Source organism: Streptomyces sp. NPDC058092, from assembly GCF_042884935.1.
Lineage (GTDB): Bacteria > Actinomycetota > Actinomycetes > Streptomycetales > Streptomycetaceae > Streptomyces.
Map to the genome: position 1 here is coordinate 31,270 of NZ_JBHVSY010000026.1, position 19,321 is coordinate 50,590.

21 protein-coding genes are annotated in these 19,321 nt (G+C 70.4%); 10 read left to right on the plus strand and 11 right to left on the minus strand.

Annotation, left to right across the window (positions count from 1 at the left end; genetic code table 11):
- The first annotated feature begins 127 nt into the window (after window positions 1-127).
- A complete protein-coding gene (locus ACFVV1_RS32465) occupies window positions 128-1,411 on the plus strand; it encodes an adenylosuccinate synthase (RefSeq protein ID WP_266906188.1) in 1,284 nt (427 codons plus the stop codon).
- A 95-nt stretch (window positions 1,412-1,506) separates the two neighbouring features.
- On the opposite strand, the gene ACFVV1_RS32470 is transcribed toward ACFVV1_RS32465, so the two are convergent.
- Together ACFVV1_RS32470 and ACFVV1_RS32475 are read right to left on the minus strand one after the other, a co-directional pair.
- The gene (locus ACFVV1_RS32470; RefSeq protein WP_389996925.1) at window positions 1,507-1,686 is read right to left on the minus strand and encodes a hypothetical protein; all 180 of its coding nucleotides are present in this window, start codon (window positions 1,684-1,686) and stop codon (window positions 1,507-1,509) included.
- A 158-nt stretch (window positions 1,687-1,844) separates the two neighbouring features.
- Window positions 1,845-3,323 carry a helix-turn-helix domain-containing protein gene (locus tag ACFVV1_RS32475; RefSeq protein ID WP_389996900.1) on the minus strand — a complete coding sequence of 493 codons (1,479 nt, stop codon included), beginning with the start codon at window positions 3,321-3,323 and terminating at the stop codon, window positions 1,845-1,847.
- Between the two features lie 392 nt (window positions 3,324-3,715).
- Here ACFVV1_RS32475 and dnaN point away from each other — a divergent pair, with 392 nt between their 5' ends.
- Window positions 3,716-4,843, plus strand: a complete 1,128-nt coding sequence (dnaN, locus tag ACFVV1_RS32480; RefSeq protein WP_389996708.1) for a DNA polymerase III subunit beta — start codon at window positions 3,716-3,718, stop codon at window positions 4,841-4,843.
- Window positions 4,844-4,891: 48 nt separating this feature from the next.
- Here dnaN and ACFVV1_RS32485 read toward each other — a convergent pair whose 3' ends face one another.
- Window positions 4,892-5,584: a pyridoxamine 5'-phosphate oxidase family protein gene (locus ACFVV1_RS32485; RefSeq protein ID WP_389996711.1), complete on the minus strand. Its 693-nt coding sequence runs from the start codon at window positions 5,582-5,584 to the stop codon at window positions 4,892-4,894.
- Window positions 5,581-6,765 carry an MFS transporter gene (locus ACFVV1_RS32490; RefSeq protein ID WP_389996903.1) on the minus strand — a complete coding sequence of 395 codons (1,185 nt, stop codon included), beginning with the start codon at window positions 6,763-6,765 and terminating at the stop codon, window positions 5,581-5,583. The genes ACFVV1_RS32485 and ACFVV1_RS32490 overlap by 4 nt, the downstream gene beginning before the upstream one ends.
- Window positions 6,766-6,900: 135 nt before the next feature.
- On the opposite strand from ACFVV1_RS32490, the gene ACFVV1_RS32495 reads away from it, so the two are divergent.
- Entirely contained in the window at window positions 6,901-7,647 is a 747-nt protein-coding gene (locus ACFVV1_RS32495) for an AraC family transcriptional regulator (protein WP_389996714.1), read from the plus strand.
- Between the two features lie 73 nt (window positions 7,648-7,720).
- Here the strand turns inward: ACFVV1_RS32495 and ACFVV1_RS32500 are convergent, their stop codons facing one another.
- The 3 genes from ACFVV1_RS32500 to ACFVV1_RS32510 form a co-directional block, all read right to left on the minus strand.
- A complete protein-coding gene (locus tag ACFVV1_RS32500) occupies window positions 7,721-8,443 on the minus strand; it encodes a TetR/AcrR family transcriptional regulator (RefSeq protein WP_389996716.1) in 723 nt (240 codons plus the stop codon).
- A 360-nt stretch (window positions 8,444-8,803) separates the two neighbouring features.
- Window positions 8,804-9,040 (minus strand): DUF397 domain-containing protein, encoded by a 237-nt coding sequence (locus ACFVV1_RS32505; protein ID WP_389996719.1) that lies wholly within the window; start codon window positions 9,038-9,040, stop codon window positions 8,804-8,806.
- Entirely contained in the window at window positions 9,037-9,873 is an 837-nt protein-coding gene (locus ACFVV1_RS32510; protein ID WP_389996721.1) for a Scr1 family TA system antitoxin-like transcriptional regulator, read from the minus strand. The genes ACFVV1_RS32505 and ACFVV1_RS32510 overlap by 4 nt, the downstream gene beginning before the upstream one ends.
- Before the next feature lie 220 nt (window positions 9,874-10,093).
- On the opposite strand from ACFVV1_RS32510, the gene ACFVV1_RS32515 reads away from it, so the two are divergent.
- Together ACFVV1_RS32515 and ACFVV1_RS32520 are read left to right on the plus strand one after the other, a co-directional pair.
- A complete protein-coding gene (locus tag ACFVV1_RS32515; protein WP_389996724.1) occupies window positions 10,094-10,429 on the plus strand; it encodes a hypothetical protein in 336 nt (111 codons plus the stop codon).
- 20 nt (window positions 10,430-10,449) lie between these two features.
- Window positions 10,450-10,578 (plus strand): hypothetical protein, encoded by a 129-nt coding sequence (locus ACFVV1_RS32520; RefSeq protein WP_389996727.1) that lies wholly within the window; start codon window positions 10,450-10,452, stop codon window positions 10,576-10,578.
- Here the strand turns inward: ACFVV1_RS32520 and ACFVV1_RS32525 are convergent, their stop codons facing one another.
- The 3 genes from ACFVV1_RS32525 to ACFVV1_RS32535 form a co-directional block, all read right to left on the minus strand.
- The gene (locus tag ACFVV1_RS32525) at window positions 10,579-12,456 is read right to left on the minus strand and encodes a protein kinase (RefSeq protein WP_389996730.1); all 1,878 of its coding nucleotides are present in this window, start codon (window positions 12,454-12,456) and stop codon (window positions 10,579-10,581) included.
- Window positions 12,457-12,587: 131 nt separating this feature from the next.
- Complete coding sequence (locus ACFVV1_RS32530; protein ID WP_389996733.1) at window positions 12,588-13,094, minus strand: MarR family winged helix-turn-helix transcriptional regulator; 507 nt, start codon at window positions 13,092-13,094, stop codon at window positions 12,588-12,590.
- Window positions 13,091-13,687, minus strand: a complete 597-nt coding sequence (locus tag ACFVV1_RS32535) for a type 1 glutamine amidotransferase family protein (RefSeq protein WP_389996736.1) — start codon at window positions 13,685-13,687, stop codon at window positions 13,091-13,093. The genes ACFVV1_RS32530 and ACFVV1_RS32535 overlap by 4 nt, the downstream gene beginning before the upstream one ends.
- Before the next feature lie 175 nt (window positions 13,688-13,862).
- Here ACFVV1_RS32535 and ACFVV1_RS32540 point away from each other — a divergent pair, with 175 nt between their 5' ends.
- The 3 genes from ACFVV1_RS32540 to ACFVV1_RS32550 all read left to right on the plus strand — a co-directional run bounded on the left by ACFVV1_RS32540 (window position 13,863) and on the right by ACFVV1_RS32550 (window position 16,988).
- A complete protein-coding gene (locus ACFVV1_RS32540) occupies window positions 13,863-15,236 on the plus strand; it encodes an aspartate aminotransferase family protein (RefSeq protein ID WP_389996739.1) in 1,374 nt (457 codons plus the stop codon).
- Between the two features lie 136 nt (window positions 15,237-15,372).
- Window positions 15,373-16,125, plus strand: coding sequence for a GntR family transcriptional regulator (locus ACFVV1_RS32545; RefSeq protein WP_389996741.1), 753 nt, complete (start codon window positions 15,373-15,375; stop codon window positions 16,123-16,125).
- A gap of 212 nt (window positions 16,126-16,337) precedes the next feature.
- Window positions 16,338-16,988 carry a hypothetical protein gene (locus ACFVV1_RS32550; protein ID WP_389996905.1) on the plus strand — a complete coding sequence of 217 codons (651 nt, stop codon included), beginning with the start codon at window positions 16,338-16,340 and terminating at the stop codon, window positions 16,986-16,988.
- A 92-nt stretch (window positions 16,989-17,080) separates the two neighbouring features.
- On the opposite strand, the gene ACFVV1_RS32555 is transcribed toward ACFVV1_RS32550, so the two are convergent.
- Window positions 17,081-17,857 carry an SLATT domain-containing protein gene (locus ACFVV1_RS32555; protein WP_389996744.1) on the minus strand — a complete coding sequence of 259 codons (777 nt, stop codon included), beginning with the start codon at window positions 17,855-17,857 and terminating at the stop codon, window positions 17,081-17,083.
- A 356-nt stretch (window positions 17,858-18,213) separates the two neighbouring features.
- On the opposite strand from ACFVV1_RS32555, the gene ACFVV1_RS32560 reads away from it, so the two are divergent.
- Together ACFVV1_RS32560 and recR are read left to right on the plus strand one after the other, a co-directional pair.
- Window positions 18,214-18,549 carry a YbaB/EbfC family nucleoid-associated protein gene (locus ACFVV1_RS32560; protein ID WP_389996908.1) on the plus strand — a complete coding sequence of 112 codons (336 nt, stop codon included), beginning with the start codon at window positions 18,214-18,216 and terminating at the stop codon, window positions 18,547-18,549.
- A gap of 57 nt (window positions 18,550-18,606) precedes the next feature.
- Window positions 18,607-19,206, plus strand: a complete 600-nt coding sequence (gene recR / locus ACFVV1_RS32565) for a recombination mediator RecR (protein WP_389996747.1) — start codon at window positions 18,607-18,609, stop codon at window positions 19,204-19,206.
- The last annotated feature ends 115 nt before the right edge of the window (window positions 19,207-19,321 follow it).

Consider the following 19,321-nt stretch of genomic DNA (forward strand, 5'->3'; position numbering starts at 1 on the left):
GCTTCGTCTATTCCGGGGCACCCGGTTCGACGGTTCAGGCCTTGTCGTACATCGTCGTACGACATGTACGACGTTTACGTACGCCCCCTGACCTTGGACATGCCCCGCCCGGAAGGGGTGTACGCCTGTGCCCGCACTTGTGCTGCTCGGTGCTCAGTGGGGTGACGAGGGCAAGGGAAAGGCCACCGACCTCCTCGGTGGATCCGTGGACTATGTGGTGCGCTACCAAGGCGGCAACAATGCCGGCCACACGGTGGTCGTCGGTGACCAGAAGTACGCACTTCATCTCCTCCCCTCCGGAATCCTTTCGCCGGGGTGTACCCCGGTCATCGGAAACGGTGTCGTCGTCGACCCGGCCGTCCTGCTCTCCGAGCTGAGTGGGCTGAACGACCGCGGCGTGGACACGTCCAAGTTGCTGATCAGCGGCAATGCCCATTTGATCACCCCGTACAACGTCACGGTCGACAAGGTGACGGAACGGTTCCTCGGGAAGCGCAAGATCGGTACGACGGGCCGCGGCATTGGCCCGACGTACGCCGACAAGATCAACCGTGTGGGCATCCGCGTCCAGGACCTCTACGACGAGTCGATCCTGGAGCAGAAGGTCGAGGCGGCCCTGGAGCAGAAGAACCAGCTCCTCGCCAAGGTCTTCAACCGGCGCGCGATCGAGCCCGGCAAGATCGTCGAGGAGATGCTCCAGTACGCGGAGCAGATCAAGCCGTACGTCGCCGACACGACGCTGGTCCTGAACAACGCCATCGACGCGGGCAAGGTCGTCCTCTTCGAGGGCGGTCAGGGCACGCTGCTCGACGTCGACCACGGCACGTACCCCTTCGTCACCTCGTCGAACCCGACCGCGGGCGGCGCCTGCACCGGTGCCGGCGTGGGCCCGACGAAGATCAGCCGGGTCATCGGCATCCTCAAGGCGTACACCACCCGCGTCGGCGCGGGCCCGTTCCCGACGGAACTGCTCGACGAGGACGGCGAGGCGCTGCGCCGGATCGGCGGCGAGCGCGGTGTCACCACCGGCCGCGACCGTCGCTGCGGCTGGTTCGACGCGGTCATCGCGCGGTACGCGACCCGGGTCAACGGTCTCACCGACTTCTTCCTCACCAAGCTGGACGTGCTGACCGGCTGGGAGCAGATCCCGGTGTGCGTCGCGTACGAGATCGACGGCAAGCGCGTCGAGGAACTCCCGTACAGCCAGACCGACTTCCACCACGCGAAGCCGGTCTACGAGATGCTGCCGGGCTGGTCCGAGGACATCACGAAGGCCAAGACCTTCGACGATCTGCCGAAGAACGCGCAGGCGTACGTGAAGGCGCTGGAGGAGATGTCCGGCGCCCCGATCTCCGCGATCGGTGTCGGCCCCGGCCGCACCGAGACCATCGAGATCAACTCCTTCCTGTAAGGAGTCCCCGCGGGTTCCTGCGAAGGAGTCCCCACGGGAGCGCGAACACGTGGTGAGGGCCGGGACGGCGAGTCCCGGCCCTCACCACGTTCTGTTCAGTCCTCCCCGCAGATCCGCAGCCCCTTCGGCGTCGCGCACGGCAGATGCCCATGGGTACGGATCACGTCCTGGCCGTTCCCCCGCGCGCCCGGGAGTTTCGAGCCTGCGCGCAGTTCGCTGGAGCCGATCGCGCCGCCGAGGCGGCCGACGGTGGCCAGGGGTTCCCTGGAGTGCAACGGCGGCAACCCCGCCCAGGTCCGGAGCCGTATCGACCGCTACCAGGCGTTTGTCCGGATCCTCGGCACCACCCCGGCTCCAACCTGAGCTGCTGAGGCTCGGCCCCCCACCCGACGGGGGCGTGTCCGGCCCCGGCCGGACACGCCCCAGTTCCGGTTCACCGGGCGGCGTCGGCACCTGCGACATCCAGCGTCCGGAGGGCCAGCCACAGGTCGTACCGCGCACTCGGCGCCTGGAGCAGCGAGCGCCGAAGAGCCGACTCGAGGCGGGTGAGACGCTTGCGGACCCCCGGCACCGAAATGCCCAACGCAGCGGCTGTCGGCCCCAGTTGGGCCTCACAGCCCAGCCAGGTACGCAGTGTTGTCCGTGGATCGGCCGTGCTTCCGGAGGCCCCCGACGCGGTGAGTGGGTGCAGTTGCTGGGCCGCCCACTCCTGCACGGCCGGGCCGCGCAGGATGTCGTCCAGCCGGTGGGACGGCTCCGGCGTCGCCTCGTCCGGGCGGACCGTCCGGGACACGGTGGGCGTGGCGCGGATGCGCAGGGCCAGGTCGAGGGCCGCCTGGTCGGCGACCCGGTTCAGGTCGAGGCCGAGCAGTTCGCCGATCAGCCGGAGCCGTGCGGTCAGGGTGTTCCGGTGGATCTTCAGATGCTGGGTCGCATGCGAGGAGAACGCGAGCCAGGAGGCGAGGGTCGCCGCGAGTTCCTGGCTGCCCGGGTCATGGCTGCGCCGCGGCAGGTACGTGAGCAACGGGTGCAGCAGCGCGTCCGCCCACCGCGCACCGGCCGCACCGACGACCTGGGCGGCCTGCGGTGCCGAGCCGAAGCGGGCGTGCCGGGCGGGCAGCCCGCGGGCCACGGCCAGGGCGTGGAACGCCTGCCGGTAACCGGTCGCCGTGTCGGACAGCGGTACGTCCTCGCTCGCCCCCACCACGCACTCGTCCACCTCATCGGCGACCCGGCGGCCGAGCGGCTGTCCGGCCGCGTCCGGGTCGGCCGGCACGATGAGGATCAGATGGCGTGCGTACACCGGGCACCGCACGATCCAGGACCGGCCGCCGGACAGCGCCGCGCAGATCCGCGCGACCTCGTCGCGGCGACCGCCCGGGCACTCCACGACGCACACCCGCACGGGGTCCGGCAGCGTGGGTTTCAGCGCACCCGCCACCTGATGCGCGATGGACAGCTGACCGGTCATGAGCAGATGCAGCACCGCTTCCCGGCTGCGCGACTCCGCCAGGTCGACGCGGCGCCGCTTGCGTTCCACGGTCTCCGCCGTCCAGCACAGGGCGAGCGGCATCGCGACGTCGGCGAGCAGCGCGAGCAATCCGTGCGGCAGCGGGCGCGGGGCGACGACGGCCAGGACCGGGGGAGAGGCGTCGGGCGGGCCGTCCAGCGGGAACAGCAGTGCGGTGTACGGACCCCTGTCGAACGAGAAGGAGCGTGCGCCGAGCGAGGCCAGTTCCTTGGCGCCCTCGGTGGCCAGTGCGGCGGCGTCGACGCCCGTACGGTCCGGGGTCCTCGTCACACCGTGCAGGACGGTGCCGTCCCTGTCGAGCAGTCCGGCCCAGCCCTCCGCCCGGCCGGACACCCAGCGCAGCAGCTCCTGCGTCCCGCCGGATCGGGCCAGCCGGTACATCCGCAGTACGTCGTCGGCCCGTTCCCGCGCGCGCACGCATCCTCCGCTTCCGCGCTCCTGCGCCCTGCGCGCCGCCCAAAAAACCGGAGTGCATCGTACCCGTTTGACTGTGCGGACTGATACCCCTGACGGCCCACGCAGTGCGAACTGAATCTTGTCGTCGCCTACCCGAAGTCCTAGAGTCCGAACACGGTTGCGGCCCCCTTCGGGGGAGGGGTGCCGAGGCTCTTCGGGGGAGGGGCACGGGGACGGCGGCAGCGGCTCACGGGGGTGGCTGCTGTTGTCGGCCGTAACCGGTTCGCTTCTTCTCGCGCTGTCAGTGGTGACCTCTAGGGTCGGATCACGATCAGGACCACGTTCACGATCTGAGACGACCGGGAGAGGCCGCCGCCATGGAGTTCCGTATGGAGCGCAGTGCACTGACCGACGCCGTGGCCTGGGCGGCCCGGGTGCTGCCCACGCGCTCGCCCGTTCCCGTGCTGGGCGGGCTGCTGTTGGAGGCGGCCGACGGGCGACTGCGCATCTCGGGCCTCGATTACGAGGCGTCCGCATGCATCGAGGTGGAGGCGGAGACCGTACGGGCCGGGAAGGTGCTGGTCATGGGCCGCCGGCTGCTCGATGTGTGCCGGGTGCTGCCCGAGGGTGCGGTGGAGTGCGCGGTCGAGGGCTCACGGTTCTCGCTGGCCGGTGACAGCGCCCGGTTCGGGCTGTCGGTGCTGCCGTTCGACGACTATCCGGCGCTTCCGCCGCTGCCGGAGGTGCTCGGCGTGGTGGACGCGGAGGAGTTCGCCGCGGCCGTCGGCCATGTCGCGGTGGCGGCGGGCCGGGACGACACGCTGCCGACCCTGACCGGTATCCGGCTGGCGCTCGAAGGCGACACGATGACCCTCGCCGCGACGGACCGCTACCGGTTTGCGGTACGCACGCTCCCGTGGAAGCCCGGGCAGGACGGCGTCTCGGCCGATGTCGTGATCTCCGCCCGCAGGCTCACCGAGATCGCCCGCTCCTTCAGCCGGGCCGGAATGGTCCAACTCGCGCTGGACGGCGGCTCGGTCGGTTTCGAACTGGCCGGGATGCGGACCACGGTGCGTCTGCTGGACGGCCGACTGCCGCGCCACGACAAGCTGTTCGCGATGGTGGACCCCGTCCACGCGGTCCTGGACCGGGCGCCCCTCGTCGAGGCCGTCAAGCGCGTCGCCGTGGTCGCGGAGGGCGGCAGCCCGCTCCACCTGACGTTCTCCGGCGACTCCGTGCTGCTGCAGGCGGGTTACGAGGACGATGTCGCCTCCCAGCGTCTGCCCGCCGTGCTCGGGGGCACCGACGAGCTGACGGTCGCCTTCAACCCGTCGTATCTGATGGACGCCCTGGCCTCGTTCGACGCACCCGTGGTCCGGTTCGAGCTACTCGGCCCCGGTCAGCGGGTGATGGTCACCGGAGGGGCGTCCCGGGCGGACGCGGCGGACGAGGCGGCGCGCCCGGTCCACCAGCATCTGTTGATGTCGGCCAGGCCGTTGGTCTAGCGCGGTCCGGATACCTTCCGGATGCCCCCCGTGAGCGCCCAGCTCGGTTCAGTTCATCGCTGTGCGGGCGCGTTGGGTCAGATGGGCCGGGGCCTCGATGCCCGGGGGCAGCAGGGGGTCCGGGTGCAGCTCGCCCCAGGTCGTGTGCAGGGGCAGCACGCCCGCCCACAGGCCGAGTTGCGCGTCCTCGCTGTCGCCGTCGTCCGGGGCCCCGGTACGTATCTTCACCGATGCCTCGTCCAGCGGCAGAGCGAGCAGAGCCGTCGCGGCGAGTTCCTTGCGGCTGGGGCGGCGGGCGTAGTCCCACTGGCCGGGCGTCGCCTGCTCGGTCAGGCAGCGCAGGCCCGCGAGCTTCTCGTCCGGGTCGGTGATCAGGCGGGGGGTGCCGAAGACCATGGCACTGCGGTAGTTGACGCCGTGCTCGAAGACCGAACGCGCCAGGACAAGGCCGTCGACATGGGTGACGGTGACACAGACCGTCGCTTCGGGGGAGGCGATCAGACTGCGGCTGGCGACGGAGCCGTGGAAGTAGAGGGTGGTGCCGTCGGCGCCGTAGACGGTGGGGACCACCAGGAGGTTTCCGTCGACGGTGACACCGAGATGGCAGACGAAGCCGGCCCCGAGGATCGCGTCGAGTACGTCGCGGTCGAGGCTCCCCTGCTCGCGGAGACGGCGGTGGCGGGTGCGTGCGGTCTCCGGCAGCTGCCGGTCATGGGGCGGGACGCTCGCGGTGTCGGTCACGGTTTCGAGTCCTTTGCTTGTGTCGTGGCCGACGGGCGGCCGGTGGCCGCATCGAGCAACTCGGGCTCGTTCAGGGTACGCAGGAGAATCCAGCCGACCGCGGGCAGGACGATCAGCGGTGCGAGGGCGGTCTGCAAGGAGGTGGCGTCGGCGACGGCGCCGATGACCGGTCCGGCGATACCGCCGATGCTGACGGCCAGGCCCAGAGTGATGCCCCCTGCGGTGCCCACACGCCGGGGCAGGTAGTCCTGGCCGAGGGTGACGTGCAGGGAGAACGGCACATACAGACCGGCCGAGGTGAGGGCGACGAACACGTAGAACAGCGGACCGGGTACGAAGACCACACCGGCCACTGCGAGGACGGCCGAGGCGTACGACCACTGGACGACCGGGATGCGGCCGTGGCGAGTGGCGAGCCTCCCACCGGCGACGGTGCCCACAGCGCCCCCGAGGTAGAGGACGAACAGCGCGGCCGTACCGGCGAACTCCCCTCCGCCGGTGCGCTGGCGCACGTACAGCGGGATGAAGGCGCTGAGGCCGACGAACACGACCGAGCGGCATACGATGGCGCCCGACAGCTTCAGGAACGATACCCAGTCGTCCCTGCCGGGTGCCTGACCCGCCGGGGAGTCCGCAGCCGTGGCGGTGGCGGCCACGTCGATGCCCCGCAGCGCAGCCACGCACAGCGCCACGCCCGCGAGGGCCGGAACGACCAGCAGCGGCGAGGCGCGCAGACCGCCGGTGGCGACGACGGCGGAGACCATCAACGGTGCGGCGGCGAAACCCAGGTTGCCGCCGAGGGAGAACCAGCCCATCGCGGTATGGCTGCCGCGGGCTGCCTTTCGGGCCACGCGGGCCGCCTCCGGGTGATAGGCGGCCACACCGATCCCCGAAACCGCCACGGCCGCCAGGGTGAGCGCATACGAATCGCCGACACCGGCGAAAGCGACCCCGGTCCCGCACACCAACGTGCTCGACGGCAGCAGCCAGGGCATCGCCCACCTGTCGGTCAGGGCACCGAACAGCGGCTGCACGACCGAGGACAGCAGGGAAGCGGCCAGCATGACACCGGAGGCGGCGGCGTACGTATAGGCACGCTCGGATACGAAGAACGGCACCAGCGCGGCCACCGCCCCCTGGTAGACGTCCACGCAGGCATGGCCCAGGGACAGCAGCGTGATCGGACCGGCGCGAGAGACACGGGGAGAGGCAGGGGGAGAGTCAGGGATGGGGACAGAGGCAGAGGCGCGGGTTGTCGGCACCTGGTCATCGTCGCCACGCCGGGGCCTGGCGCGCTTCCGATAAAATGCCAAAGTATGCCGGATATCCGCCATACCCCCGAGGCGCCCACCCGCAGCCAGACGCTCGCCCCGGGAGAGAGCATCGACGCGCACCGCCACGACGACCACCAGATCATCTACGCGGGCTCCGGCGTCCTGGCCGTGACCACCACTGCCGGCACCTGGTTCGCGCCCGGGACCCGCGCCATCTGGGTGCCCGCCGGATGCGTCCACGCGCACCGTGCGTACGGCCGCCTCGATCTGCACCTGCTCGGCCTGCCCGCCGGTACCAACCCCCTGGGCCTCGACGCCCCCACCGTCCTCGCCGTCAGCCCCCTGCTGCGCGAGCTGATCCTCGCCTCGACCCGCTGCCCCCTCGACGACACCCCCGAACGGCGCCGTCTGCGCGCGGTCCTGCTCGACCAGTTGCGCGCGTCGCCCCAGCAGCCCGTTCAGCTGCCCGCGCCCACCGACCCCCGTCTCGCGGCCGTCTGCGAACTCCTGCACCACAACCCCGCGGATCCGCGCACCCTGGCCGCCCTGGCAACCGAAGCAGGAGCCGGTGAACGCACCCTCAGCCGCCTCTTCCGCCGCGAGCTGGGCATGACCTTCCCCCAGTGGCGCACCCAGCTACGCCTCTACCACGCCCTGCGCATGCTGGCAGCGGACGTACCGGTCACCACGGTCGCCCACCGCTGCGGATGGTCTTCCGCCAGCGCCTTCATCGATGTCTTCCGCCGCGCCTTCGGCTACACACCCGGCGCCCACAACCGCCGCCCCTGACTGACCAGGTAGGGGGCTGGGCGTCCGCCCGGCCCCGCGCCGTCGGACGTGGATGAGGCCGGCGAGGGCCCGTTCATGGCGAGGCGGGGGTGCAGGGGCAGTCCGGGGCGGCGCCGAGACACACGTGCAGCGTGACGCGGAGCCGCCGGTCGCGGGCCGAGCGAGAGGTGTTCGTGCGTGAGGTGTCCGGGCGTGAGCAGTCCGCGTGTGAGCAGTCCGCGTGTGAGCAGTCCGCGTGTGAGTGGTCCGCGTGTGAGGAGTCCGCGGATCCGGAGTCCGTGTGAGGCTCCTCCGACGGTGTGAGCGCGAAGGGAGCCGCGATGGTGAGCAGAACGTCCCGCAGCCAGTACATGGGCGGGAGATTCCTGGCCAGCGGTTCCGGAAACAGGCCTTCCAGCCAGTACCTGGCCCGCCCGTGCAACCGGGTGTCCATATCGAGCAGGGCGTTCCGCAGCAGGTCCGGGTCGGTGCGTGCGGTCGTCCGGGTCACGGGGTGCTCGCGCACCATTCGTGCAGCACGCACGATCATTTCGGCCACCCGGCACACGCCCTCCTGCTCGGAGAGCAGATCACTCGCGACGAAAAGGACGCGCTGCAACTCGCTCTCCGCGGCCTCGCGGACGAGCACCTGGCGATCGGGCCAGTTGCGGTAGAGGAGTTGGCGATCGGTTTCGGCGATTCGTGCCGCGAGGGCCATGTTCATTTTGCGGGGCCCGTGTTCGGCCATGCTCTGCACCACGGCGGAGTAGATCAGGGTCTGTGACGGCGGTGCCTTGTACGAGGAACGTGGACGCATGGGGCGAGCCTGGCGCAGAAACCGGCCTGTTCGGGCGGCTTCGCCCCCGCTCCCACCCATAGGGGTTGTTGCACAACGTGACAGGTGTGGGGGTGAGTGTCATGTTGTGCGGAGGGGTGGCGGGTGCGGCGAAGGGTGGGGTCCGGCTATGGGGTCCGCGCGAACGTGACAGGTGTGGGGGTGAGTGTCACGTTGTGCGGAGGGGTAGCCGGTGCGGCGAAGGGTGGGGTCCGGCTATAGGGTCCGCGCGAACGTGACACGTGGAGGGGTAAGTGTCACGTTCTGCACAAGGGGTACTGCTGCGGGCGGGCCGGCGGAAGGACCGGGCGAGCGCGCCGGTCAACGCCGGCACCGACCCCGTCAGTTCGCCCAGGTGAGGAACGACGACCAGGCGCCGGGGGCGACGGCGAAGGTGGGCCCTTCGGGCACCTTGGAGTCCCGGACGTGGACGGCGTCGGGGCAGGTGGCGACCTCGATGCACTCGCCGCCACTGGAGCTGCTGTACGAGGACTTGCGCCAGTCGAAGGCCACTTCGATGCATTCGCCGCCGTTGGGGCTGCTGTAACTGGACTTGAACCACCGCAGGGTGTTGCTCATTCCTCTACTCCTGCCAATCGCTTGATGAGGTCCAGCGATTCACGAGGACCCATGGCCTGTGCTCGGATCTTCGCACAGCGTTGGGAGTACATGCTGACCTTTGCGGGGTCACTGATCAGCAGGCTCTCGTCCTGTGCTTCCAGGTAGACGAGATGCTCATGCTCCGGGGTCTCCACTACGCTGATTTCCCCGTACAGTCCAGCCTGCTCGCCTCGGAGACCGGAGTCCAGAGGCAGCACCTGAAGCGTGACGTTGCGCCTTCCGGCGCACTCGGTCAGGTGGAGCAACTGCTCCCGCATGATCTCTGCGTTGCCCACAACCCGCGTGAGCAGCGCTTCCTCCAGGACCACTTCGATGAGCGCCACGGGCTCGCGGTCGAAGAGCGCCTTGCGGACCATTCGAGCCTTGACCAGTTCATCCACCCGTTGTTCGGGCAGGGGTGGGTAGCCGCCACCGATCAACGCCCGCGCGTATGCCTCTGTCTGGAAGAGACCATGTACCACCGTGATGGAGAACAGCTGAAGTCGTAGAGCGGCTTGCTCCAGCAGCGCGTAGTCCTTGAAAAGTGGCGGATACGTTTCCATCCGCATGTACAGCCGCGCCTTCTCGAAGATGCCCATTCCGTCCCCGAGTTCCCGTTCCAGCGCCACCAGCATCTCGTCGCTCGCAGGCTGCGCGCACGTCTCCATCGCACTCACCGCCGCCGCTGAAAAGCCAATGGACTTCCCGAGTTGTTCCTGAGTCAGCTTCTTCCGGCTACGGGCCCGTTTGGCGACGTCAGCCACCAACTTCGCCGTAGGACTCGCCATTTCCTTGTTTTCCGCTCGCGCCATTGCGATCCCTTTCCGACTCAACCGGTCTCAACCGGTCACTACTCGGCCCCGCCGAACTCAACTGAGTTGCAGGGGAGTTCGCGCTGGTCAACGGGTGTGCGACGCCCCTCGGCAGTCATGCAAAACGGTAACCAACGAGGTTCAGACTGGTCCTGTGAATGCGCCGAAAAGTGAAGTGAACTGGATTCCATACTCCGGATTTCAACTGCGTAAAGCAGGCGTGCAATTCGACGCCGTGCGCGTGGACGGCGACGAAGGGCGTCGGCTGGCCGAACTGATGGAAGCGATTACGGGCGGCGAGCCGGGTCCCGTCGTCACCGAGGCGAACGGGCGGCAGGCGGTGTACTTCCTGGTCCCGGCCGGCAGCACCGTACGCAAGTCCTGGCCGAACGGGGCGACTGTGCTGAACGCGACGGCGGGCCGGATCAGTTACGTACCGATCCCCGCGCTGTCCGGCCGTACCTGGCCACTGGCGTGGCACTTTCCGCCCACCGCGCCGGACCGGTTCGTCCACACCCTGTTGCTGCTCAACGCGGCGTGGGCCCTGTTGGGCTGAACGGCTGCAGGCAGCACGAAATGGCCGACACCGCGCTGGGCGAGCGGCGGCTGCCCGCTCTGCGGCGGTACGCCCCGTACGGGAGCGTCCTGAGCGCGTTGGCCGTGCTCGCCGTGGGCGTCGGGCTCACGGTGCGCAGCCTGCTCTGATCAGTCGGCCCTGGTGTACGTGAGCTGTTCGCCGCTGTCGGTGTTCTCGCGCCGCAGGGAGCCGTCCGGGAGCAGGGTGAGCGTGGTGGCCTTGCCCGCGGTGCAGGACGACATGGGTTCGCCGACCGTGACCGTGGACGGGCCGACCTCGACGGGCCCGCTCGGGGACGGCTCCGCGGTCAGGGCCGCCTGGAAGACGCAGTGGTAGGAGCCGCCGGTGTCGAGCGGGCCGTCCGCGGTGAGCGTGAGAACGGTCTGGCCGACCGTGCCCTGCTGGATGACGAGGTTCCGGGTGGAGTGGCCCGCGGCGTTGTCGATGGAGCCCGACCAGGTGCCGAGGTAGCCGGCCGGGACGGGGCCGTCGCTGTTCTTCCGGTCGTCGGAGGAGGACGGATCCGGGTCCGGGTCCACGGGCGAAGGGTCGTCGACGCCGGGCGAGTCCGATGCGGACGGGGAGGCGGTGGGGGACGGGTCGGGCCCCGGCCCCTTGTCGCTCATGAGCGCGTAGACGGACCCGCCCGCGCCTATGGCCACGAGCACGGCGATGGCTATGAGCGCGATGGTCGAGGCCTTGCCGCGGCGGACGGGCTCGGGGGCGGGCTGCGGGGCGCCGGGGTAGAGGGGACCGTACGGCGGTGCGGCACCGAAGCCGGGCTGCGGTTGCTGCGGGTGGTTCCGAGGCTGGTGCTGCTGCGGATATCCGTACCCGGGGTGGTTCTGCTGAGGGTCGAAGCCCTGGCCGGGGTGCGGCTGGGCGGGCAGTTGCGGGTAGCCGTACGCAGGAGAAGGGGGTCCGGGGGGCGGGGCGGGCGCGGGGGTCGGGGTCGGGGCGCCGACGATCGTGGGGAGTGTGCGGACGGGGCGGTCCGCGGGAGTCGGGGGCGGTGGGGGTGCCATGTCCGGTAGGGGAGCCTCCTCGGCCGCCTCCTCCGCCTCCGCCGCCTCCGGGTCCTCGGAGTCGAGCAACTCGACAGCATGACGCCCGAGTTGGGCGATGAGCGCACTCGGAAGCCAGGGTTCCGCCGTATCGTCCTCGGCCAGGCGTTCCAGGATCGCGTCCGTCGTCGGGCGGGAGGCCGGGTCCTTGCTCAGGCAGTCCTTGATCAGTTCGACTAGGTCCACGGGGACGCCGGTCAGGTCCGGGTCCTCCTGGGCGATCCGGAACATCTGCGCGTGCACGCCGCTGTCGGACGACCCGAACGGAAGCCGGCCGGTGGACGCGTACGCCAGTACCGAGCCCAGGCAGAACACGTCGCACGCCGGGGTCGCACGCTCGCCGCGCACCTGCTCGGGTGCCATGAAACCGGGCGAACCGACCAGGGCCCCGGTGCGGGTGAGGCCGCCGCCGGCCACGGTGTCGAGTGCCCGGGCTATGCCGAAGTCGATGACGCGCGGCCCGTCGATCGTCAGCAGGATGTTGGAGGGCTTGAGGTCGCGGTGGATGAGTCCGGCGGCGTGGATGGCCTGGAGGGCGTGGGCGAGACCGGCACCCAGGATGTGAACCGAACGCTCGGGCAGGGGACCGTACGTTCCGGAAGCCGCCTCCGCGCGGGCGCCCGCGCGACCGGAGACGGTGGCCTGGAGGGAGGGCCCGGCGACGTATCCGGTCGCGACCCAGGGCACGGCGGCCTCGGTGTCGGCGTCGAGCACGGGGGTGGTCCAGGCGGAGCCGACCTGGCGGGCGGCCCGCACTTCCTGGCGGAAGCGGTCGCGGAACTCCCCCTGCTCGGCGAGGTCGCCGCGTACCAGCTTGATCGCGACGGTGCGGCCGCGGTCGGAGCGGGCCAGATAGACCTGGCCCATGCCGCCTGCGCCGAGCCGGCCCAGCAGGCGGTAGGCACCGATGCGTTGTGGGTCGGCGGGCCCGAGCTTTTCCATGGTGTGTGTCCTCCCCCGTGCGGCGATACGCCGGAACGGGTCGAGAATAGCGGCGCGGGGTGTGCCCCGGTGGGTCCGGTAATTCACGCCCGTCCGCGGGGTGTCCAGCGATTCCTCCTCCGGTTTTGTCCTCAAGCACCGGACGGGCTGGGGGTGGTTCCGTCCTCAGGCGTGCCGGACGGGCTGGAAATGCCTGCCGCCCCCACCGCTTCCACCGCCGCGGACAACCGCTCCAGCACCCGTACCGTCTCCGCGAACTCCGCCTCCCCCAGTTCCTCCGCCAGCCGCGCCGCGAACTCCGCGTGGCCGGGGCCGATCCGGGACATGGCTGCCCGGCCCTCCTCCGTGGGGCGGAGCAGCTTCGCGCGCTGGTGGGCCGGATTCGGTACGTACTCCGCAAGTCCCTTCCCCACGAGCAGATCCGCGATCCGCTGCACGCTCTGCCGCGTGATCCCCATGACGCGGGCGATCCCGGACACGGGCAACGGCTCGGCCAGCACCGCCCCGAGGACCTGCCACCACGCTGCGGTCAGCCCGGCCGGCCTGGCCAACTTCTCCGACACCGCCAGAAATTGGCCGTTCAGGTGGAAGATGCCGAGCGCGGTCCGGCTGAGCGAGTCCTGCTGCGCGCGGCTCACCCCTGCAGCACCTCGTACGCGCTCGCGTCCGAGTCGTGGAAGAGCCGGTACCAGGCGTCGAGCTTCGCGCCTTCGTACACCCCGAGCCGTGCGAAGACCTCACGGGCGAACGCGACCGGTTCGGTCGGCCCGGCCGTGATGAGGTCGCCGTCCGTCACCGCGTCCGCGTCGACGTACCGCTCACCACCCCCGTACCCCGTGGCCGCGAGATAGAAGGAGACCGCGCTCGTGTGGGCGCGGTCGTCGAGCAGCCCCTCGCGGGCCAGCCCCGCCGTCGCACCGCAGATCGCGGCGACCGGAACCCCGGCGTCCAGGAAGGCGCGGGCCGTCCGGGCGAAGGGGGCGAGCTCGTCGCCGGAGTCCCAGAGACCGGCGCCGGTGAGGATCAGCAGCGCGCTGTCCTCGGGGCGCAGCTCCGCGAGCGCGAGATCGGGCTGGACGCGCAGCCCGCCCATGGTGGTGACGGGGTCGGTGGTGGGCCCGACCGTACGCACCGTGAAACCGGCTCGGGCGAGATGGGCGGTGGTGTGCCCGGTCTCCCAGTCGGCGTAGGTGTCGTACACGGCCAGATGTACCAGGGTCCTGCGGGGCATGACGCCTCCTGGATGTGGGGAACCGCCGGACGGCGATGACAATATGCTGTCAGGAGGACAGTGTGTTGTCAAAAGTGGCTGTGCCGGACCGACGCGACACCCTGCCCACCAGAGCGCCCCACGCCATACAAGGTGGCCATGTCGATCCGCTCCCGGCGCGGCCTACGCTCACGGCATGACCCCTCATGCCCCGCATGCCCCGCATGTCGACCCCGCTGCCGGTGCGGCCGTGAAGGCCGCCGACCGTGCGCACGTGTTCCACTCCTGGTCCGCCCAGGGCCTGATCGACCCGCTCGCCGTCGCCGGCGCCGAGGGGGCGTACTTCTGGGACTACGACGGCAATCGCTACCTGGACTTCACCAGCGGCCTCGTCTACACCAACATCGGCTATCAGCACCCCACCGTCGTCGCCGCGATCCAGGAGCAGGCGGGCAAACTCGCCACCTTCGCTCCCGCGTTCGCGATCGAGGCGCGCTCCGAGGCCGCGCGCCTCATCGCCGAGCGCACCCCCGGTGACCTGGACAAGATCTTCTTCACCAACGGCGGCGCGGAAGCCGTGGAGAACGCCGTCCGGATGGCCCGGCTGCACACCGGCCGTACGAAGGTGCTCTCCGCCTACCGCTCGTACCACGGCGCCACCTCCACCGCGATCAACCTGACCGGCGACCCGCGCCGCTGGCCGTCCGACAACGGCTCGGCGGGCGTCGTCCGCTTCTGGGCCCCGTTCCTCTACCGTTCGCCGTTCCACGCCGGGACCGAGGCCGAGGAGTGTGCCCGCGCGCTCCAGCACCTGGAGGACACCCTCGCCTTCGAGGGCGCCGCCACCATCGCCGCGATCATCCTGGAGACGATCCCCGGCACGGCGGGCATCATGACGCCGCCGCCCGGCTACCTCGCGGGCGTGCGCGAGATCTGCGACCGGTACGGGATCGTCTTCATCCTCGACGAGGTGATGGCCGGATTCGGGCGCACCGGCAAGTGGTTCGCCGCCGACCACTTCGACGTGGTGCCGGACCTGATGACCTTCGCCAAGGGCGTCAACTCCGGTTACGTACCGCTCGGCGGTGTCGCCATCTCCGCCGAGATCGCCGCCACCTTCGAGACCCGCGCCTACCCGGGCGGACTGACCTACTCCGGCCACCCGCTGGCCTGCGCGGCCGCGGTCGCCACCATCCACGTGATGGAGGACGAGAAGGTCATCGAGAACGCCGCCCACATCGGCGAGACGGTCCTCGGCCCCGGCCTGCGCGAGCTCGCCGAGCGCCACCCGTCGGTCGGCGAGGTCCGCGGCCTCGGCGCGTTCTGGGCGCTGGACCTGGTCCGCGACAAGGAGACCCGCGAGCCGCTGGTCCCGTACAACGCGGCGGGCGAGGCCAACGCACCGATGGCGGCCTTCGGCACGGCGGCGAAGAAGAACGGCCTGTGGCCCTTCATCAACATGAACCGCACCCACGCCGTTCCGGCCTGCAACATCACCGAGGCCGAGGCCAAGGAGGGTCTCGCGGCTCTCGACGCGGCGCTGTCGGTCGCGGACGAGTACACGGTGTAGCGGCGGGGCCCGCGCGGCTAGGCGGAACAGCGCCCCTGCCCGGCCGTACCCTCCACGCCCTCCCCTGCCCTGCCCGGATCCGGGCAGGGCGACCCTGGCTTAAGGTGACCGAAAGCCGAAAAAGGGGAGGGGCGCCATGTGCGCGAGCGGAGCTGTGACCCGCAGTACGCTGCGGCAGCAGATCGCGGACGCGCTGCGTGACGAAGTGCTTGCCGGGCGTTTGCGGCCGGGGAGGGAGTTCACCGTCAAGCAGATCGCCGAGCAGTACGGTGTCTCCGCGACTCCGGTACGCGAGGCGCTCTTCGATCTCTCCGCGCAGGGCCTGCTCGAATCGGATCAGCACCGCGGCTTCCGGGTGCGTGAGTTCACCGTCGCCGACTACCGGTCGATGGTCGAGGCCCGGACCCTGGTCATCGACGGAGTCATCCGCGGCCTCTTCTGCGGGCCCGCACTGTCGGCCGCGCAGAAGGTGGCGCACCGGGACCATCTGGTCTCCGTACGCCGCAGAGCCCAGGAGGCCGCACGGGCGGCCCAGGGCGGCGACCTCGACATCCTCATCGGCTACGACCTGCGCTTCTGGCGTGAGCTGGGCGCGCTCGTCGACAACACGTACATCACCGACTTCCTGCACCGGATGCGCGTCCAGACATGGGTGTTCGCGGTGCCGTATCTGCGCCACGACGTGGGCGCCCGGGAGTGGCTGTGGCACGGCCATCCGGAACTCGTCGCGGCGATCACCCTCGGCGACCGCGACGCGGTGTGCGCGGTGATGGACGACTACAACACGCACGCGCTGAACTGGGCGGACCGGCTCGCGGCCGGAGATCCGGCGCATCCGGGCCACGGTCCGGAGCCGGCCGGACAGGCACCGTCCGCCGAGGCGCCGTAGCCGCAGCCCCTGACGCGCTGACCGAGCGACTGCGGGCCGGCGACTGCGGAATACGGTCGGCGCCTATCCGCGGCCGTCGGCCACTGTGCGCAATGAGCCCACCGCATTACGCTGTCCCGACCGTCGTGAACAACCCGATGAACCCGATGAACCCGATCCGATAACCGATGAACCGATGACTCCGATGCGCACCCGTGGGAGAGCGAGACTTCGTGGCCTGTGACCTGTGGCTGGTCCCCCTCGTCGATGTGCTGTGCCACAGCCCCGACAACCCGTTCGCCGAAGAGATAGCCGTCTACGACAAGGCGCTGAGCGAGGCCGGGCTGCCGCCCGTCCCCGTGTACGCCTACATGCCGGGCCTGACCGGCGACGTCGCTCCGGTCGCGGGCTTCGACTACGACGCCCTGCACTTCCTGCGCCGTGCCTATCTGCTCCGGCTCAGTGGACTCGCCGCCACGCCCGTCGACGAACTGGGCGGGGACTACGAGCAGTTGCTGGAGATGTTCGAGGCGAGTGCCCGGCAGTCCCACCTGGTCTGGCACTACGACCACGCGGGGGCGTACGTCCCGCTGGACTTCGCCGCTCCGCTCTCCGGCGACGACCTGCTGGCGGGCGGCGGCCCGCTCGGGTCCGCGCACGGGCTGCTGCGGGAGCTGGAGTTCGTCGCCCCGTCCATCGGCATCGACCCGGCGAACCCGCCGGCCGCCCCGCCGCCACCCGCCGCACCGACGTCCCTGGAGGAACCGGCGGGCCCGATTCCGTACGACGACAGTCCGTTCGCCCGCGAGCGGCACGTCTGGCTGGGCCTGCACGCGGCGGCCACGCGCAGCCTCGCCCAAGGCTCCATGATCATCTTCAGCTGAAGCGGATACCGGTACCGGATGCCAGGTGCCGCTACCGGATGCCGGACACCCGTGCAAGGACGGTCAGGCGCCCCGGCGTCCCCGCGGCGAAATCACCGCGGGGACTCCGGAGGCCGCTGCCGCGGCATGTTCGGCCGGGCCATCGTCTGCATCGGGAACCGGCCCGGCAGCGCCCCCTGGTCCGTACGCCCCCCGCCCCCACTGCCCGACGCCAACGCCTGCATCCCCATCGGCGCGGGCCCGGCCCGGAACTCCACCATCCAGTCGGCGGTCTCGGTCCGTACGAGCTCCGTGATGTCCTCCGAGAACCGCCGCAGCACCCCCAGGCACCGCTCGGCGGCCTCGCTGGCCGTGCCTTCGGTCGGGCCGAGCACCTCCCGTACGCACTCCGACGCCCAGTCGAACTGCAGCACCTGAAGTCGCCGCTGCACTGCCTGGGCGGTGGCGAGGTTCCTTATCCAGCCCGAGGTCAGGCCGAAGAACCGGTCGCAGGCCATGCACGCGGCGCCCAGCAGCAGCGACAGATAGCCCCATCCCGCCGCCCCGCTCAGCGCCCCGGTGAGATCGAGCAACGGCAGCGCGGCGCCCGCGACCGCCCCGGCCGCCGTACCGGTCCGCAGCGCCCTGGCGCCGCGCCGCTTCCACACCCGGTCGATCAGATACCAGTCGGCGGTGCGCAGCGCATCGGCCTCGACCCAGCGGTACAGCTCGTCGAGGCGTTCGGCAGGCTCGCCCCAGTCACCGAGCGGGAACGGTGTGCCGGTCAGATCCCGGCCCCGCCCGCCCCGGCCGCGCGCGCCGGAGCCCGAGCCGGCCGAACCGGGCTCGTTGCGGGGCGGCCCTTCGGGCTGCATCTCCGGCTGACTCACCGGGGTACTCCTCTGCATTCTGCGTAGCGACGCCTGATGGGTGGCGGTGTGCTCGACGGTGGGCTGATCACTGCTCTCCGGCGTGGCCGACTGTCCCGCGTACGTAACCTTGCGTGACGAGTGGTGTGCCTGTGTGTCCGATGCGCATGCCCTTCCTACCGCCGAATGGTGGGCCGTGGGGTCGAAATCGCGGTATTCCCGGGTGTGCGGGGCCTGTGATCAGGTATAGGAGTCTCGCCGACGCTGCCTGAAACTCACTCGAAAGAGTTGCTTGCCAGTGGGTGGGGCGCGCTGCGCGGTGACCACGTAGGCTCGGCGTACCGAAACATTTTGTCGTCGAATTGCCAGGAGTGACCGTGATTCCCGGTGGTGGTCAGCCCAATATGCAGCAGTTGCTGCAGCAGGCCCAGAAGATGCAGCAGGATCTCGCCGCGGCCCAGGAGGAGCTGGCCGGGACCGAGGTCGAAGGTCAGGCGGGTGGCGGTCTGGTGAAGGCGACCGTGACCGGCTCCGGCGAGCTCCGGGCCCTGGTGATCGACCCGAAGGCCGTCGACCCGGAGGACACCGAGACGCTCGCGGACCTCGTCGTCGCCGCGGTACAGGCCGCGAACGAGAACGCGCAGCAGCTTCAGCAGCAGAAACTCGGCCCGCTGGCCCAGGGCCTGGGCGGCATGCCCGGTCTCCCCTTCTGACCTGCGGCCCGAACTCGTACGTTGTATTCATAGCTCAGGACCAGGAAGGCGATCCCGTTGTACGAAGGCGTGGTTCAGGACCTCATCGACGAGTTGGGCAGGCTGCCCGGCGTCGGTCCCAAGAGCGCGCAGCGGATCGCCTTCCACATCCTGCAGGCCGAGCCGACCGATGTGCGCCGTCTCGCCCATGCCCTCCTGGAGGTCAAGGACAAAGTCCGGTTCTGTTCGGTCTGCGGCAACGTCGCCCAGCAGGAGCAGTGCAATATCTGCCGGGACGCGCGCCGCGACCAGACGGTCATCTGTGTGGTCGAGGAGCCGAAGGATGTCGTCGCGGTCGAGCGGACCCGCGAGTTCCGGGGCCGGTACCACGTGCTCGGCGGTGCGATCAGCCCGATCGAGGGCGTCGGGCCCGACGACCTGCGCATCCGCGAGCTGCTCGCCCGTCTCGCCGACGGGTCGATCACGGAACTGATCCTGGCCACCGACCCCAACCTGGAGGGCGAGGCCACCGCGACGTACCTGGCGCGGATGATCAAGCCGATGGACCTGCGGGTCACCAGACTGGCCAGCGGTCTGCCGGTGGGCGGCGACCTGGAGTACGCGGACGAGGTCACCCTGGGCCGCGCCTTCGAGGGGAGGCGCCTGCTCGATGTCTGACGCTTCCACGTCCGCTTCCACGTCCGCTTCCACGTCCGCGTCTGCCTCCGCGTCTGCCTCCGCTTCTTCGTCGTCCGAAGTTCTCGCGGGGACTGTCTTTGCGACTCACGACGGC

What these genes read in the sequence shown, in the direction of transcription:
- ACFVV1_RS32525 (WP_389996730.1), bottom strand. Translation starts at nt 12,456, where the DNA reads ATGGAAAAGCTCGGGCCCGCCGACCCACAACGCATCGGTGCCTACCGC.
- ACFVV1_RS32545 (WP_389996741.1), top strand. Translation starts at nt 15,373, where the DNA reads ATGTGCGCGAGCGGAGCTGTGACCCGCAGTACGCTGCGGCAGCAGATC.
- ACFVV1_RS32535 (WP_389996736.1), bottom strand. Translation starts at nt 13,687, where the DNA reads ATGCCCCGCAGGACCCTGGTACATCTGGCCGTGTACGACACCTACGCC.
- dnaN (WP_389996708.1), top strand. Translation starts at nt 3,716, where the DNA reads ATGGAGTTCCGTATGGAGCGCAGTGCACTGACCGACGCCGTGGCCTGG.
- ACFVV1_RS32475 (WP_389996900.1), bottom strand. Translation starts at nt 3,323, where the DNA reads ATGTACCGGCTGGCCCGATCCGGCGGGACGCAGGAGCTGCTGCGCTGG.
- ACFVV1_RS32505 (WP_389996719.1), bottom strand. Translation starts at nt 9,040, where the DNA reads ATGAGCAACACCCTGCGGTGGTTCAAGTCCAGTTACAGCAGCCCCAAC.
- ACFVV1_RS32510 (WP_389996721.1), bottom strand. Translation starts at nt 9,873, where the DNA reads ATGGCGCGAGCGGAAAACAAGGAAATGGCGAGTCCTACGGCGAAGTTG.
- ACFVV1_RS32540 (WP_389996739.1), top strand. Translation starts at nt 13,863, where the DNA reads ATGACCCCTCATGCCCCGCATGCCCCGCATGTCGACCCCGCTGCCGGT.
- ACFVV1_RS32500 (WP_389996716.1), bottom strand. Translation starts at nt 8,443, where the DNA reads ATGCGTCCACGTTCCTCGTACAAGGCACCGCCGTCACAGACCCTGATC.
- ACFVV1_RS32495 (WP_389996714.1), top strand. Translation starts at nt 6,901, where the DNA reads ATGCCGGATATCCGCCATACCCCCGAGGCGCCCACCCGCAGCCAGACG.
- ACFVV1_RS32520 (WP_389996727.1), top strand. Translation starts at nt 10,450, where the DNA reads ATGGCCGACACCGCGCTGGGCGAGCGGCGGCTGCCCGCTCTGCGGCGG.